Annotated in this window: 14 protein-coding genes; 9 read left to right on the top strand and 5 right to left on the bottom strand. The window is 35.9% G+C overall.

Annotated features, from left to right (window positions below; translation table 11 throughout):
• The first annotated feature begins 61 nt into the window (after positions 1-61).
• From JR050_RS05510 to JR050_RS05500, 3 genes are read left to right on the top strand one after another with little or no spacing between them, the layout of a single operon-like run.
• The gene (locus JR050_RS05510) at positions 62-1,252 is read left to right on the top strand and encodes a DUF418 domain-containing protein (RefSeq protein WP_204202517.1); all 1,191 of its coding nucleotides are present in this window, start codon (positions 62-64) and stop codon (positions 1,250-1,252) included.
• Positions 1,249-2,427, top strand: coding sequence for a DUF2157 domain-containing protein (locus tag JR050_RS05505; protein ID WP_204202516.1), 1,179 nt, complete (start codon positions 1,249-1,251; stop codon positions 2,425-2,427). The genes JR050_RS05510 and JR050_RS05505 overlap by 4 nt, the downstream gene beginning before the upstream one ends.
• Positions 2,428-2,946 (top strand): GDYXXLXY domain-containing protein, encoded by a 519-nt coding sequence (locus JR050_RS05500; RefSeq protein ID WP_204202515.1) that lies wholly within the window; start codon positions 2,428-2,430, stop codon positions 2,944-2,946.
• An 89-nt stretch (positions 2,947-3,035) separates the two neighbouring features.
• Here JR050_RS05500 and JR050_RS05495 read toward each other — a convergent pair whose 3' ends face one another.
• A complete protein-coding gene (locus JR050_RS05495) occupies positions 3,036-3,227 on the bottom strand; it encodes an aspartyl-phosphate phosphatase Spo0E family protein (RefSeq protein ID WP_204202514.1) in 192 nt (63 codons plus the stop codon).
• A 238-nt stretch (positions 3,228-3,465) separates the two neighbouring features.
• On the opposite strand from JR050_RS05495, the gene JR050_RS05490 reads away from it, so the two are divergent.
• Complete coding sequence (locus tag JR050_RS05490; protein ID WP_204202513.1) at positions 3,466-4,362, top strand: fumarylacetoacetate hydrolase family protein; 897 nt, start codon at positions 3,466-3,468, stop codon at positions 4,360-4,362.
• A gap of 38 nt (positions 4,363-4,400) precedes the next feature.
• Here the strand turns inward: JR050_RS05490 and JR050_RS05485 are convergent, their stop codons facing one another.
• A complete protein-coding gene (locus JR050_RS05485) occupies positions 4,401-4,565 on the bottom strand; it encodes a hypothetical protein (protein ID WP_204202512.1) in 165 nt (54 codons plus the stop codon).
• Between the two features lie 396 nt (positions 4,566-4,961).
• Between JR050_RS05485 and JR050_RS05480 the strand changes: the two genes are divergently transcribed.
• The 3 genes from JR050_RS05480 (at position 4,962) to JR050_RS05470 (ending at position 7,157) form a co-directional block, all read left to right on the top strand.
• Complete coding sequence (locus tag JR050_RS05480) at positions 4,962-5,531, top strand: GNAT family N-acetyltransferase (protein ID WP_204202511.1); 570 nt, start codon at positions 4,962-4,964, stop codon at positions 5,529-5,531.
• 109 nt (positions 5,532-5,640) lie between these two features.
• Positions 5,641-6,180 (top strand): helix-turn-helix domain-containing protein, encoded by a 540-nt coding sequence (locus JR050_RS05475; protein WP_204202510.1) that lies wholly within the window; start codon positions 5,641-5,643, stop codon positions 6,178-6,180.
• 5 nt (positions 6,181-6,185) lie between these two features.
• Entirely contained in the window at positions 6,186-7,157 is a 972-nt protein-coding gene (locus tag JR050_RS05470) for an alpha/beta hydrolase (protein WP_204202509.1), read from the top strand.
• 41 nt (positions 7,158-7,198) lie between these two features.
• Here the strand turns inward: JR050_RS05470 and JR050_RS05465 are convergent, their stop codons facing one another.
• On the bottom strand, positions 7,199-8,389 hold the full coding sequence (locus JR050_RS05465; RefSeq protein WP_204202508.1) for an ornithine--oxo-acid transaminase: 1,191 nt from the start codon (positions 8,387-8,389) through the stop codon (positions 7,199-7,201).
• Between the two features lie 165 nt (positions 8,390-8,554).
• Between JR050_RS05465 and JR050_RS05460 the strand changes: the two genes are divergently transcribed.
• Complete coding sequence (locus JR050_RS05460; protein ID WP_204202507.1) at positions 8,555-8,896, top strand: YisL family protein; 342 nt, start codon at positions 8,555-8,557, stop codon at positions 8,894-8,896.
• A gap of 90 nt (positions 8,897-8,986) precedes the next feature.
• Here the strand turns inward: JR050_RS05460 and JR050_RS05455 are convergent, their stop codons facing one another.
• Positions 8,987-9,538, bottom strand: a complete 552-nt coding sequence (locus JR050_RS05455) for a DUF2777 family protein (protein WP_204202506.1) — start codon at positions 9,536-9,538, stop codon at positions 8,987-8,989.
• Between the two features lie 488 nt (positions 9,539-10,026).
• Between JR050_RS05455 and asnB the strand changes: the two genes are divergently transcribed.
• Positions 10,027-11,874: an asparagine synthase (glutamine-hydrolyzing) gene (asnB, locus tag JR050_RS05450; protein WP_204202505.1), complete on the top strand. Its 1,848-nt coding sequence runs from the start codon at positions 10,027-10,029 to the stop codon at positions 11,872-11,874.
• A 49-nt stretch (positions 11,875-11,923) separates the two neighbouring features.
• On the opposite strand, the gene JR050_RS05445 is transcribed toward asnB, so the two are convergent.
• A complete protein-coding gene (locus JR050_RS05445) occupies positions 11,924-13,135 on the bottom strand; it encodes an MFS transporter (protein WP_204202504.1) in 1,212 nt (403 codons plus the stop codon).
• Positions 13,136-13,359 lie beyond the last annotated feature (224 nt).

Below are 13,359 nucleotides of genomic sequence, written 5' to 3'. Positions count from 1 at the left end.
ATGTAATTACCAAATTATAGAATGAAGCGATATAATAGTAGTAAATACTTTTTGGGAGAATATGATGAATACAAACCATACACCCATTTCTGAAAAAGAACGAATTCACTCTCTTGATGTTATTCGTGGTTTTGCATTATTAGGGATTTTTTTAGTAAATATGTCATCCTTTCATTCACCTGAGTTATACAAAGGACTATTTGAGAAGGTAGGGGGAATTGATCAAGTAATCATTAATTCCATTGATTTCTTTGCCCAAGCGAGCTTCTACACTCTTTTTTCATTTTTATTCGGCTATGGTATGGTCATTTTTTTAGATCGTGCAAAGGAAAAAGAATTAAAGTATAATACGTTATTCATTAGACGACTAATTGTCCTGCTCGTCATCGGTATGTTGCACGCATTTTTAATTTGGCATGGTGACATTTTAATCACCTATGGAATTATAGGATTTATTGTTTTGTTGTTTTATAAAGCTAAATCTAAAACACTACTAACTTCAGGACTATTTATTTTATTTATTCCAGCGATTCTTTTAAGTGCATTACTGTTTATTGCTACTCTAGTTAGTCCAGATACAGTGATACCAAGAGACACTGAAATGTATAATCAATCCATTGAAATTTATAGCTCCGGAACATATCTCGACATAACAAAACAAAGAATTGAAGATTGGTACAGTGTCAATAATTTAGAAAATGCATTCTTCCTTATTACATCCATATTGCCGTTGTTTTTACTAGGCGCGTATGTAGCGAAGGAAAAATGGTTTAGTCATGTTAGTCTTCATAAAAAGTCGATCCTCATCATGTGGGCAATTTCATTAGTCGTTGCAGTTCCTGTAAAGCTTCTTCCTTTTTTCATAACTGAAAACTTAGGGTCAGAGTTTTTACAAGATTCTATTGGCGGACCAGCTATGGCGCTGTTTTATGGAACATCTATCGTTCTATTAGTAGAAAAGAAACTTTGGAGGAGGATTCTTCAACCCTTTTCCTATGTAGGTAGACTTTCCTTAACAAACTATTTATTACAATCTATTGTATGTACACTGATTTTTTATAGCTATGGCCTGGGATATTATGGGCAATTTTCACATGTTGAAGGCTTATTATTAACATTTGGTATCTATATTTTACAAATAATCATGAGCTACTTCTGGTTAAAATACTTTAACTACGGTCCGATGGAATGGGGATGGAGAAGTTTAACATATGGTAAATTTCAGCCACTAAGAAGGGAGTTACATTCATGAGAAATCTCATATCCCGAGAAGGGAAGCAATGGATGAAGGAAGGGATTATAACTGAAGAGCAATATCATACAATTATTAATCGCTATGATATTGAGAAGAAATCAAATTTACTTCCGATTCTTGCTAGTATTTTAATAGGCTTAAGTATTTTAACGTTTATCGCTTCTAACTGGGATGGTATCCATCATATAGTTCGGGTCTTTATTATTGTTATCGGGATGACTTCCTTTTACGTTTCAGGGGGGATTTTTCATAAGAAAGGAAATTCAACAGTTGGAGATGCATTAATTGGTATAGGGGTTATTACATTTGGTGCGGGTATTATTCTTCTTGGTCAAATGTTCCATTTTCAATCGTATGATGCAAGAGCCTTTATCATATGGGCTGTAGCATCCCTATTAGTTGTTCAGTTATGGGAAAGTAAGTATTTACTCTTACTTTCAATCGTTATTATTACAGTTGGTCAATTGTATAGTTTCCTTAGCTATTCCTCCTTTAGTTATGTATTAGCGTTGTTATTACTATTTGGAGTTAGCCACTTTGCTTATCATCGTTCTACTATGGCAACGAGTGTCAGTTTTTCAATTTCTTATTTGATCCATGCTATACTATTCATCATTCATTTTGAACTGAATTACCAATACTTATTTGCTTTTGCTCTAGTACTGTATTTAATTAGTAATCTTATAAAAGAGCATGCAATCAAAACAACAGTGAAAAATACAGCGTTAATTGCTGCTATTGCTGTTACGATTTTTAACGTATTTTGGATTGATTCAGAAATAGTAGAGGAAAGGGGCTCTATCCTGTATGCCATTGTCATTGCATTATTATTCGTTCTATTCTATGTAATAAGACGAAAATCGCTTGACCTGGTAGATGGATTACTATTTTTACCGCTCTTTTATATAGAAGAGATAGCGGGAGTGTTGTATTTACTAATACTCTTTATTTATTCGATTTGTTTACTTATAATCGGGTATCAAAATCATCATACAGAAAAAGCAACCTTTGGAACAGTGCTGTTTCTGTTAAGTGCTTTTGTCGGTTATATTCAAATTGCCTGGGATTTTATGCCGAAATCTTTATTTTTCTTACTAGGTGGAATTATACTATTCATTCTAAGCTGGTTTCTTGAAAAAAATAGAAGAAAGCTTGTGAAAGGAGAAAAATAAATGAATAAACGTTTATTATTTTACGGTGTAATCCTTTTACAAGTTCTCTTTTTACTCGGTATGGCAGGAAGCTACTTTGCAATTGATAAAGTAGGCCAAGAAATTCGCTTGAAAACGATCCCCATCGATCCGAGAGATCTATTTTACGGTGACTATGTAACACTTCAGTATGAAATATCAAATGTTCCTAAAAAGCTTTGGTTAAGCGAAGAGTTACCTGATTATGGAGACCGCGTTTACGTACTAGTAGACAAGGGCGAAACGTATCACAAAGTTGTTGCTGCTAGTCTGGAGAAACTAGAAGTAGGAGAAGGGGAAGTGTTACTATCTGGGAGGTATTTGTATGAAGTAGACACTTCCGCGTTATTTGTTGAATATGGTATCGAACAATACTACATTCCTGAAAACACTGGGAAGGAAATAGAAAACAGTAGTGGTAATGTAGAAGTGTATGTGAAGATTGCACCATGGGGGCAAATGAAAATTGATCGTATCGTTGAAGTTGATGAGAAAAAGTAGGTTGATAGGGGCGCCAATGCTTGGCGTCTTTTTCTTTGTACACGAAATAAGTTCAACTCAATAAAAATAACCTGCATTAATATGCAGGTCTAAATGAACATATGCGCTTCTTGCATCATATAATTAGATGTTTGTTCATATTGACAAGTTGAAGCTAATTTTAAATTAATAAGAACATCTAGTTGTTGGCTGCAATTTACGGTTTCTTTTGCAGTAAGTCCAAGTTCCATAGCTAATTCAATCATTTTTTCTCTTGTTTCTTCAATCATTAATTCTAACATTTTGCTCTTCCCTTGCTATTAAATATGTCAGAGGTACTATGTATAAATACTTCCTCTGTAGTACAAAAATTATTATACCTATTGTAAGCAGAAAAGTAATACTTTCGATAAAACTAGTTAAAAAATTACAAAAATATACAAGAATCTACATTTCGACATTTGAGATATTAATGGAGAAAGAAGGGATTTTTTCTTGTAAGTGGAATGTTTACTTTGAATACATAGAAGGAGGAGAACAATGAAATTAGCTACTGCAAAATTATTAAATGGTGAACAGTTTGTTGGTGTCATACTTGGTGATAAAATTATTCACATAAAGAAAGCTGAAGAGCTGTACAATGGTGAGTCTTCTTTCCCTAATTGTATGCAACAAGTAATTGACCAACCTTCCTCTATAGAATTGTTAAATAAATTACTAGAAAACATAGGGAGTAAAATTACGAAGTGCAGTTATCAACTAGATGATGTAACACTAGAAGCACCTATTCCAACACCGCGTAAAAACATTTTTTGTGTAGGGAAAAATTACGTTGATCATGCAATTGAAATGGGAAGTGAAGCGGATATTCCAGAGGACATTATTGTGTTCACAAAGGCACCAACGACTGTACTTGGCCATGAAGGGACAGTATTGAATCATCGTCCTTTAACGGAGCAACTTGATTATGAAGGCGAGCTTGCCGTTGTGATTGGAAAAAAGGGAAGAGGGATTTCAGAAGATGAGGCAAGTTCCTACATTTTTGGTTACACCATTATTAACGATATTACAGCAAGAGATCTTCAAGCAAAGCATAAACAATTCTTCATTGGAAAAAGCTTAGATACAACATGTCCAATGGGACCTTGGATTGTTCATCATTCTGGAATTCAAGATGCGAACAACTTAAATATCACAACGAAGATTAATGGAGAGGTAAGACAAGACTCCAATACAAAAAACTGTATCTTCTCTATCGAAAAAATTATATCTATCTTGTCACAAGGGATTACGTTAGAGCCAGGTGACATTATCGCAACTGGAACGCCAGCGGGGGTAGGAAAAGGCTTTAAGCCACCGAAGTTTCTAAGGCCAGGAGATGTTATGGAAGTTACAGTGGAAGGAATAGGTACGCTCGTAAATAAGTTAGAAAAATAATAGAAGGAGCCTCTTTGGAGGCCCCTTCTATGTATTTTTTAACAACAATTACCTGTATCACCAAGTAAAGATAAACCTTGTCCATCTCCGCTAATATCTAGCGTTAAACCTTCAACATTTTCTTTTATCATTGGGTCAATCGCAACTTTAATTTCGTTAATGATAACAATCTCATCGCTTTCTTCTGACTCATCCAGAGCCATTCCTATTTTAGGACTTCCTCAGCCATAGCCTGCGAAGAAAAGTCTAACACTAGTAGAATTGTGCTCTTTAAACATTTCTTTTAAGAAATCACGAGCTTCGTTTGTGATGTTCATGTTCATTCATCCTTCCTTTTTCATCTACTAGGTATTCTAACTTTTTTACTAGTTATTTCGCAAACTTTATGTTTATCCTATTTTTAACAGTATGGGTTTCGTATTATTGGAAACTTGTTTAAAATGAAGACTGGGTTGTCTAATTAGTTAATAGTAGTGGAAGGTGTGAATGATCCCATGCTTAGGTTAGCGACATATGCCAGTCGGTCGATGATCAGCTGATTAGGTGAGAAAAGTTTAACAGAGCCAATTCATGATTAATGAAGGAAACGAGGTGTCTAGTTGAAAAATTTTGATGATAATATAGAAACTGCTAGATTAATAGTAAGACCATATGAAAAGAATGATTATAATAATTGGTTAACGATGTTTAACAATAGACTTCCTTCACAGCATCAATATGACGATGGAAAAATCGATATGAGTATATGCACACGAGAATGGTTTGATCAGTTAATACAAAAACATCAGCAAATGGCGCTAGAGGATCACATCTATGTATTCGGTATTTTTCGAAGGTCAGATGGAAGTAATCTAGGCTCCATTGATTTTTCAACAATTATGAGAGACGAGTACCAATGGGCACGATTTGGCTACACGATTCATAATCAATTTTGGAGAAAAGGGTATGGAAGTGAAGCTGTAAAAGCAGCAATACACCTTGCTTTTACATCATTGCACTATAACCGTATTGAAGCTCATATTAATCTTGATAACGAGGCATCTATAAAACTAGCCGAAAGGGTTGGCTTAGTGTTTGAATGTGTAAGAAAAGGGTTCATATTTGAAAACGATATGTGGACGGATCATCTTGTTTATGCCATCAATAAACAAGAGTTTATGAATAAGTAACTAGAGCCATGTTAAATTCTTATGAAATATTTAACATGGCTATTTACTTTTTTATACAGTTACATTATCATTATCAATAATGATAATAATGAGAGGCTGAATATATAATATGACTGAATCTAAAGTAGACATTCTATTACATCCCGTTCGAATGAGAATCCTTCAATCATTAGTATCAGAAAATTTAACCGTTCAGCAAATGAAAGAACGATTACCTGATATTCCCCAAGCGACATTATATCGGCATTTGAACAAATTATTTGAAGCAGGAGTAATCTTTGTTGTTCAAGAACAGCAAGTGAGAGGAACTGTTGAGAAGTTATACTCGATCACCCCAAAAGAAGCAGATATTACAAACGATGAAATACGGAGCTATTCGAAGGAACAATATATGGAGCTATTTATGAAGTATATGGCCAATCTGCTCGGAGAATATGAACGGTACGTTTCACAGGATTCAGTAGACTTTGAGAAAGATGGTGTATCTTTAAGGCAAGCTACAATGTACCTATCGGATGCAGAATTTAGTGAGTTTATTAATGAATTAAGAGCAGTGTATGCAAAAGTATTACAAAACAAACCATCCGCTGAAAGGAGAAAGAGAATAGTTGCTAATATGATAATTCCAGAAGCGGGAGAGAAGGAGTGAAAGTGATGAAGGAAGTTCAAGTAACAATTCAAAGTGGTGTTCAATTAAAGGGTTCACTGTCAATCCCAACAACAGATAAAGAGAAGAATCCAGCAATAGTAATAGTTCCTGGTACAGGAAAGCTTGATCGGAACGGAAGAGTAAATAAAAAACTTGATTTACAATTATACAGGCAGCTTGCAGAAAAATTAACAGAAATGGGATATGTCACACTTCGCTATGACAAACGAGGAATTGGTGAAAGTGAAGGAGACTTTAATCGTACTGGTATGTGGGACTTAGTTAGTGACGTCCAAGAAGCTGTTCGTTTCTTAAAGAATAGACCAGAGGTAGATTCCGAGAAAGTAATAATTTTGGGACATAGTGAAGGTAGCATGCTCGGTACGGCTGCAGCAGTAAGAGAACCAATTGCGGGTCTTATACTACTAGCGGGTGCTGTAGAAACACTAGATGAAGCCACGAAACGTCAGCGTGAACTTGCTGCGCAAGATATCCTTGAATTCAAAGGGTTTTTAGGTTGGTATTTACGTTTACTAGGTGTCCCTAACAAAATCGAGAAACAAGCTCAAAAATATACAAAAAAAGTAATGGAATCGACAGAAGATGTAATCAAGGTACAATTCCAACCTATCAATGCGAAGTGGATGCGAGAGCATTTCACGCACAATATTCGTGAAGACCTTACAAAAGTAACATGCCCAGTTTTAGCTATAACGGGTGCAAGAGACATTCAAGCTAATCCAGAAGTTCTCAAGCAGTTGCCAAATTACGTAAAAGGTGACTCAGAATATCATATCGTAGAAAATATGGGGCATTCCTTAAAATATCAAGCAAAAACGTCAAACATGTTATCCGCAAAGAAAGATATCATCGCAGAAGCGTCGTTACCTCTTCATACAGAGTTAGTTGAGTTAATTGAGGGATGGTTGAATGGTCATTTTGCTGATACTAGAGAAGAAAATATAATCACAATATAAAATGAAAAAGCATGAGGCTCAAATCCTCATGCTTTTTGTAATTATGATAAAACTTCCTTAATACGATCAATTGCCCAATCTAAGTCTTCTTGTGAAATCACTAAAGGTGGAGCAAAACGAATCACGTTTTCATGCGTTTCTTTACATAATAGTCCTTTTTCCTTCAAACGCTCACAGTATGAACGAGCAGGTTCATGTAATTCAACACCGACAAACAAGCCTCTACCACGCACTTCTTTAATAACAGGATTTTTAACTTCTTTTAATTTCTCAATTAAATATGATCCTAGTCTTTCAGATCGTCCAGCTAAATCCTCATCAACAAGAACGTCAAGAGCAGCGATTGATACAGCACAAGCAAGCGGATTACCACCAAACGTTGAACCATGTGAACCTGGCTCAAAAACACCTAGGACATCACGATTTGCTGCAACGCAAGAGATAGGGAATACACCGCCACCAAGTGCCTTTCCTAATATAAACATATCAGGCTTTACATTTTCCCAATCAACTGCAAATAACTTACCAGAACGTCCAAGACCAGCTTGAATTTCATCAGCTATGTATAATACGTTGTTTTCTTTACAAATATCGTATGCTTCTTTTAAGAAACCGTCTCTAGGAATAATAATACCAGCTTCTCCTTGAATTGGTTCAAAGATAAAAGCAGCAGTATTAGGAGTAATCGCAGCTTTTAATGCTTCAGTGTCTCCGTAAGGAATTACTTTAATTCCAGGAAGCATTGGACCAAATCCACGCTTATATTCTTCATTTGAAGACATCGAAACTGCTGTCATCGTACGACCATGGAAATTATCTTCTGCCACAATAATTTCAGCACGGTCAGCTTCTACACCCTTCACATCATATGCCCAGCGACGAGCAGCCTTTACGGCTGTTTCAACTGCTTCAGCTCCAGTGTTCATAGGAAGAACCATTTCCATACCAGTTAGCTTTGCTACTTTCTCATACCAAGGTCCAAGCTGGTCATTATGAAATGCTCTTGAAGTTAACGTAATTTTATCAGCCTGATTCTTTAAAGCTTCTATAATTTTAGGATGACGATGTCCTTGGTTAACAGCAGAATATGCACTTAACATGTCCATGTATTTGTTGCCTTCAGGATCTTCTACCCATACTCCTTCAGCTTTGGATACAACGATTGGTAGTGGATGATAGTTTTTCGCACCGTATTTTTCAGTAACTGAGATGATTTCATTTGTTTTTGACATAAGTAATCCTCCGTTTCAATTATTTGCAAGCGCTTATATTAGTCCTAACCATTATAACAGTATTCGTCACAAATTTGTCTAACATTCCCTCTGTTTTCTTCTTTTTTCAATGTGATCCGTGCTATTATAGATAGGATAACTTTTACATAGAAGGGAGAGAGAAGCATGATTCATTTTCACGTAACAGCTTGGTTTGTCACATTAGTATTGTTCTTTGTTGCAATCTATTTACAAAAAGCAAACAAACAAAAGCCAGTTAAAATACTTCAAATGGTTTTACGTTTATTTTATTTAATCGTACTCGGAACAGGATTGCATTTATTAGCTGCATATTATCAATTCCAGGGTGCTGCACTAATTAAAGGGATCATTGGTTTATGGGTTATCTTCTGCTTTGAGTTTATTTTAACGAGAGCAGGCAAAGGAAAGCCAACAAAAATATTCTGGATTCAATTAATTATTGCACTAGTACTTGTATTCTATTTCGGATATGTTGTATTAGGGTAATCGTGAAAAGACTGAGTGGGAAATTCTCACTCAGTCTTTTTTTGTTACGTTTGGGGAATAGTCGTTGTCTTTTTAGATTAGAAAAGAAGTTCATAATGTAGTGAGTAGTTTTCTATTACCGTTATTTAAAGTAATCTCAAATCTGTCTGATTGTTTTCCTATACGCTCAAAAAAATGCTGAATATTACAAACTTGATCATCGTTATCAAACATTAAAAAATTCACACCTTTAGCGCCTTTTTTTGCTATTTGGAAAAATAAAAAATTATGGCAGTATATACAATCGTAAATAGAGTAGCCTGTATCATTAAGAGTTCTCGCAAATTTTTCTAGCGTATCATCAGTCAATTCGTTTAGCCATTCTTGATATACGAACGGTAACGGCTTTGAAATTCTTACTTTATCACCGTTTTTTATCGTATATGTCGTTTTCCCATAGGCCATTCCCTCGTCAAATTCGTGAAAGGGCACCCAATTGGAGTGAATCCAAATGTCAAAAGGCTGTCCACTAAACTCCATGAAATCATTTGGTTCGTCATGCTCATCAAAGAGGACCCATTGTTCCTGAATATATTCAATCGTACCGATTATATGGGCTCGATCCTGAGGTGGAAGCTGATTAAGACGCTCACTTATGTTCATACTGTTCCTCCTGTGAGAAGTTGTTTTATTTTCTTTCTTGACAGAAAAGGAGGAAATTATACGATGGTGGGGAGGTACGGGGTAATTGATTAATGAGGCTCCATCTTTGTATAGATATCTGAAAAAGGCTATGAGTTCGCCGATATAATCATCTACTCGCTGACAAGGAGATGAAATCGCCGATACGAAGTGAAAATTCGCAGATAAAAGATAGAGAATCGCCGATAAAACTAGAAATCTCGATGATATACCATAATTTCGCTGATATTCATCTCACATCGCCGAAAAAAGGTTCAAAATGAACTACTTCACTTTGGATTACTTTGATTAGAACTGTCCCAAAAACCAACAAAACCTATCTAAATACAAAAAAAATCACAGCCAAAAAATTGGATACGCTTTCAAATGAATCGTTTTTCTAACCTTTGCATACAATGAAGCAGTGTTTTGTATCCGCCTATCTTTAGCGGAGAAAGGATGATGACAACATGTGTGGTATTACAGGATGGGTGTCTTATAAAAGAGCATTAGAAACTGAGTCTAAAACAATTGAAAAAATGGCAGAAACACTTTCGTTTCGTGGGCCAGATGATACAAATATTTGGGTAAAAAAACATGCCGCGTTTGGTCACAAGAGATTAGTCGTGGTTGATCCACAGGGTGGAAAGCAGCCAATGACAAGACAGCGTGGGGAACATAATTTCACGATTTGCTATAACGGTGAATTGTACAATACAGAAGATATACGTAAGGAACTTTTAGCAAAAGGCTATCGTTTTCAATCACATTCTGATACAGAAGTATTATTAACAGCTTATATAGAGTGGAAGGAAAAGTGTGTTGAATACTTAAATGGAATTTTTGCTTTTGCAGTATGGGATGAAACAAATGAGTCTCTCTTTATCGGTCGAGATCGTTTAGGAGTAAAGCCTTTATTCTACGTGGAACAAGAGGGGAACCTTATGTTTGGTTCGGAGCTAAAGGCATTGTTAGCTCACCCAGAGATTAAGCCGGAAATTGGATTAGATGGTTTGGCAGAAGTATTCGGACTTGGCCCTTCACGCTCACCAGGTCACGGTGTATTTAGAGGTGTTAAGGAGTTAAGACCTGCACATGCCTTAACCTTTTCACGACAAGGATTGAAAATATGGCGTTATTGGAATGTAGAAAGTAAAAAGCATACTGAAAACGTAGAAGAAACAGCTGAGAGAGTAAGAGAATTATTTACAGATGCCGTTACGAGACAGCTAGTTTCAGATGTTCCGGTATGTACATTTTTATCTGGTGGAGTTGATTCCAGCGCCATTACTGCAATAGCATCTAATGCCTTCGAAAAGGAAGGAAAAGGACCTCTTCATACGTATTCTATTGATTATGAAGATAATGATAAATACTTTGAAGCAAATGAATTTCAACCAAACTCTGACCAATATTGGATCCAATTAATGTCGAAAACATTCAATACAAAACACCATAGCTCTATTATTAAAACTGACCAGCTAGTAGAGGATTTAAGTGATGCAGTGTTAATGAGAGATCTTCCTGGTATGGCTGATATAGATTCTTCTCTACTTTGGTTTTGCAGGGAAATAAAGAAGGACTTTGTAGTAGGACTTTCTGGAGAATGTGCGGATGAAATATTTGGTGGGTATCCATGGTTTCATCGCCCTGATGACCTTGCTGCAAAAGCCTTTCCGTGGATGAGATCAACAGAGCTGCGAGTAGACTTGTTACAACCACACTGGCAAAAGAAATTAAACCTCACTCAATATGTTCAAGATAAATACAACGAAACAGTCAGAGAAACACCAATTCTCGAAGGGGAATCACCAGAAGAAGCAAGACGTCGAGAGTTATTCTATTTAAATATCATCTGGTTTATGACAACTCTACTAGATCGAAAAGACCGTATGAGTATGGGAGCTAGTCTCGAGGTACGTGTTCCATTTGCTGATCATAGATTAGTAGAATATGTTTGGAACATCCCGTGGGAAATGAAAATGCATGGAAATCGGGAAAAGGGAATTTTACGAAAAGCATTAGAAGGAATTTTACCAGAGGATGTATTATATCGTAAGAAGAGCCCTTATCCGAAAACTCATAACCCTCAGTATACAAAAGCGGTAAAAGGTTGGTTAGAAGAGATTTTAGCAAATAAATCTTCTGCGTTATATCATTTCTTTGAGGCCGAAAAACTCAAGGAAATTGTCAAATCAGAAGGAGAAGCATTTAAAATTCCGTGGTTTGGTCAGCTTATGACAGGGCCACAACTACTTGCTCATTTAGCTCAAATTCACGTGTGGTTTGAAAAATACGGAATTGACATAAAAGAATAATTAAAAAAGAATGGTGCCATCTTGTAAAAGGCACCATTCTTTTTGATGTCTAATCTTGTAATACCGTTTGTTTCGTTTCTTTTCCCCATATTTGAACGACAACTACCCCAATTAATATGGAAACCGTAAAGATGGTGAATATCACACTAATAGGAATATCATCTGCAACTAGGTAACCAACTACTAGTGGTCCTAACACCCCACCGATTCTGCCGAAAGCGGAAGCCATACCAGAACCTGTCCCTCGTATTGAGGTTGGATATTGTTCAGGAGTGTAAGCATATAATGCCCCCCAAGCCCCTAAGTTAAAGAAGGAGAGGAAGATTCCACTAGTTAATAAAAGGGTAGTTGAATCTGAATTACCAAAGACATAAGCGCTAGCAGCAGTACCAATCAAATAAACGACTAACACAAACTTTCTACCGATTTTCTCGATAAAGTAAGCGGCAGTAAAATAACCTGGTAATTGAGCAAGTGTCATAATTAAAACATATTCAAAGCTTCGAATTAAACTAAAGCCTTTCATCACCATTACACTCGGTAGCCATAAAAACATGCCATAATACGAAAAGACAACACTAAACCACAAAATCCATAATACAAAGGTTTGTCTTTTATGTTCTGCAGACCAAACTCCTTTCATGTTATCTAGGATAGATGGCTTTTGAACTTGTTTCGCTTGATGATATTTTGGTGAGTCTGGTAGGTGAAAGCGGAGGTAAAGTGTATAAAATGCCGGTAGTGCACTTAATAACAACGCTGTTCTCCAACCCCATTCAGGAATAATAAAGTATGCAATGAGTGCAGAAAGAATCCAACCAGCAGCCCAAAAGCTTTCCAGTAAAACAACAACTCTTCCACGTTTCTCAGAAGAAACCATCTCTGACACTAACGTCGAAGCAACAGGAAGCTCTCCACCAAGTCCCATACCGATAAGAAAACGGAGCAATAGAAAAATAGCTAAAGAGGAGACAAATGCAGATATTCCGCTTCCAATTGAAAACAATAAAAGAGTAATTATAAAGACACTTTTTCGACCAATCTTATCTGCCATTACTCCAAAAATGAATGCACCTACAACCATACCAATAGAATTAATGCTACCGATCCAACTCATTTCTTCTGTCGTTAAATTCCAATCCTTTTGTAAGGCTACGAGTAAAAACGATAAAAGACCAACATCCATTGCGTCAAACATCCAAGCAAGCCCTGCAATGCCGATTATTTTTTTATCTGAAATAGCTTTTGTTTTCTGGTTCATGTTGTTCTCCTTTTATTCGTTCTAGTTTGAATTTAATTTGCCACAAACTTGAAAAACAATTACGATAACAGAAAAAAGGACCAATATGTTAGTATAGGTCTTAAATTGAAACAAATAGTGTATGAAATGAATTCATTATATTTTTCAAAAACGACTTATATTAAAGGTAACAAGTAGCATGGAGGGGAACTCACTTAAGTTTTACAGAATTCATAAAAAAAGAC

It is taken from the genome of Bacillus suaedaesalsae (genome assembly GCF_016890225.1).
GTDB lineage: Bacteria > Bacillota > Bacilli > Bacillales > SA4 > Bacillus_BS > Bacillus_BS suaedaesalsae.
This window is presented reverse-complemented; position numbering and strand designations above follow the sequence as displayed.

Excerpts from the sequence above, each read along its gene's own strand:
- JR050_RS05510 (WP_204202517.1), top strand. The coding sequence starts at position 62 with ATGATGAATACAAACCATACACCCATTTCTGAAAAAGAACGAATTCAC.
- JR050_RS05505 (WP_204202516.1), top strand. The coding sequence starts at position 1,249 with ATGAGAAATCTCATATCCCGAGAAGGGAAGCAATGGATGAAGGAAGGG.
- JR050_RS05500 (WP_204202515.1), top strand. The coding sequence starts at position 2,428 with ATGAATAAACGTTTATTATTTTACGGTGTAATCCTTTTACAAGTTCTC.
- JR050_RS05495 (WP_204202514.1), bottom strand. The coding sequence starts at position 3,227 with ATGTTAGAATTAATGATTGAAGAAACAAGAGAAAAAATGATTGAATTA.
- JR050_RS05490 (WP_204202513.1), top strand. The coding sequence starts at position 3,466 with ATGAAATTAGCTACTGCAAAATTATTAAATGGTGAACAGTTTGTTGGT.
- JR050_RS05485 (WP_204202512.1), bottom strand. The coding sequence starts at position 4,565 with ATGGCTCTGGATGAGTCAGAAGAAAGCGATGAGATTGTTATCATTAAC.
- JR050_RS05475 (WP_204202510.1), top strand. The coding sequence starts at position 5,641 with ATGACTGAATCTAAAGTAGACATTCTATTACATCCCGTTCGAATGAGA.
- JR050_RS05470 (WP_204202509.1), top strand. The coding sequence starts at position 6,186 with ATGAAGGAAGTTCAAGTAACAATTCAAAGTGGTGTTCAATTAAAGGGT.
- JR050_RS05465 (WP_204202508.1), bottom strand. The coding sequence starts at position 8,389 with ATGTCAAAAACAAATGAAATCATCTCAGTTACTGAAAAATACGGTGCG.
- JR050_RS05460 (WP_204202507.1), top strand. The coding sequence starts at position 8,555 with ATGATTCATTTTCACGTAACAGCTTGGTTTGTCACATTAGTATTGTTC.
- JR050_RS05455 (WP_204202506.1), bottom strand. The coding sequence starts at position 9,538 with ATGAACATAAGTGAGCGTCTTAATCAGCTTCCACCTCAGGATCGAGCC.
- asnB (WP_204202505.1), top strand. The coding sequence starts at position 10,027 with ATGTGTGGTATTACAGGATGGGTGTCTTATAAAAGAGCATTAGAAACT.
- JR050_RS05445 (WP_204202504.1), bottom strand. The coding sequence starts at position 13,135 with ATGAACCAGAAAACAAAAGCTATTTCAGATAAAAAAATAATCGGCATT.